This window comes from Methanobrevibacter sp., from assembly GCF_050872065.1.
Taxonomy (GTDB): domain Archaea; phylum Methanobacteriota; class Methanobacteria; order Methanobacteriales; family Methanobacteriaceae; genus Methanocatella.
Genome location: NZ_JBNMGD010000091.1, coordinates 1 through 1,592, shown reverse-complemented (window position 1 = coordinate 1,592; position 1,592 = coordinate 1). Strand labels below are relative to the sequence as shown.

Sequence of the window (1,592 nt, the reverse complement as noted above, 5' to 3'; positions counted from 1 at the left end):
GATAAACGCATTAAAAATGAAAATCAATTCAAACAATTATATCATGAATATGATATGAAAACTGAAGAGGAGAATCAAAATAAAATTAATGAAGCTCTGAAACCATTTTCTGATATTTATACTGATTTACCAGTTTCTGAAAAATTCATTGAGAAAGTTATTGATCTTGAAAATGAGAAGAAAATTCATATCAGAATCAATTTGAATGAATCTAAAGAAATGGTTCAAAATATGGTTAATTTCATCAGTAACAGAATTCTCAGATTTATGAATTTCTCTGATAGATTAAAGATTTGTTTTATAACAAATGATGGATCTCATCATTATGAATATTTTAATGTTGACAGTATTAAATATTTATTTGAGAAATTTTCAAATGAAAATTGGGATAAAATTACTGAAGAAATTTGTCCATCAGAAGGTTCTGATAAATTAATTCTTCATATGGATTATAAGAGAATAACTTTCATTGAATTTATTCTTCATAAGAATTCAATTGATAATGAGGGTTATAAAACAAGAGGAGGTTCTTTCTTTAAATATTTAGTTAAATCAAAAACAGATTTATCTAAATTCCAAATCTTTAGAGAATTAAATAAAAAAACTGCTAAATTAATGGATGACCACTGTTTGATTTATGCTCTTAAACAATCTCATGTTGATAATGAGAGAATTTGTAGAGCTAAAGAAATCATTAATCCATGTAATTTTAAAGTTAAAGATTTGGAGGAATTAGGTTCAATATTTAATATCCAATTTAATGTTAAATTTTACAATCATGATAATGATTATAATCAAGTCAGTAATTTTAACACTTATTCTTATCCAGAGAATAAATTAGAAAATCCTGTTAAAATTATTAACTTAATTGTTATTGATGATCATTATATGATTGATGAAAAAGTAAAATTTAACAAGAGATATTTTGAAAATAAAGAAGCCATTAAATCTTTCATTAATGATTTAAGATTAACGAACCCAAATAAAGCTAATAAATATTTTGAAAACAGATATTTATTCAAGAAATTTAAGGGTAAATATATTGAATTCTTTAATGAAGATAAACTTCCTGAATTTTCAATATTTGAAGTGCTTCAAACTCTAAAGAATGCCGGTAAATTTAGAGAAATTAGTGTTTCAGATTATTGGAGTCTCTATGGAAGTATTCGTAAAAACAATTTGGCAAAAATAGAAGAAATTAGAGAACCTAATGAATTTGAAACTAATTTATATAAACCATTTCCAATTGATCTTGAAAAAGTTCTTAAATCTCCTCATAAACAGGAATATCTTGTATTTGCTGATTTTGAAGCCTCTACAAATGGTAAACAACATAATCCATACTGTATTTGTGCAAGAAAATATTCAGTTGATGTTTTCACTGAAATAAATAGAATTTCCGATAAAAATATTGTTACCAATAATAAGTATGAGATTTCTGAAGAATTTGAATCGTTTAGTTCTTATTCTAAAGATTGTGCTGTTGAATTTTTGGAATGGCTCGATAGTAATTCTACTGTTTTCTTCCATAATTTAACTGACGACATCACTTTCTTAGTAAAACACGTAACAACATTTATTTCAAGTTTAAT

Annotated in this window: 1 protein-coding gene; it reads left to right on the top strand. The window is 24.5% G+C overall.

The window, feature by feature from the left end; genetic code table 11:
• Positions 1-54: 54 nt before the first annotated feature.
• Positions 55-1,592 (top strand): hypothetical protein (locus tag ACR0P1_RS07835; protein ID WP_432645850.1); only part of this gene is annotated, 1,538 nt, incomplete at its 3' end.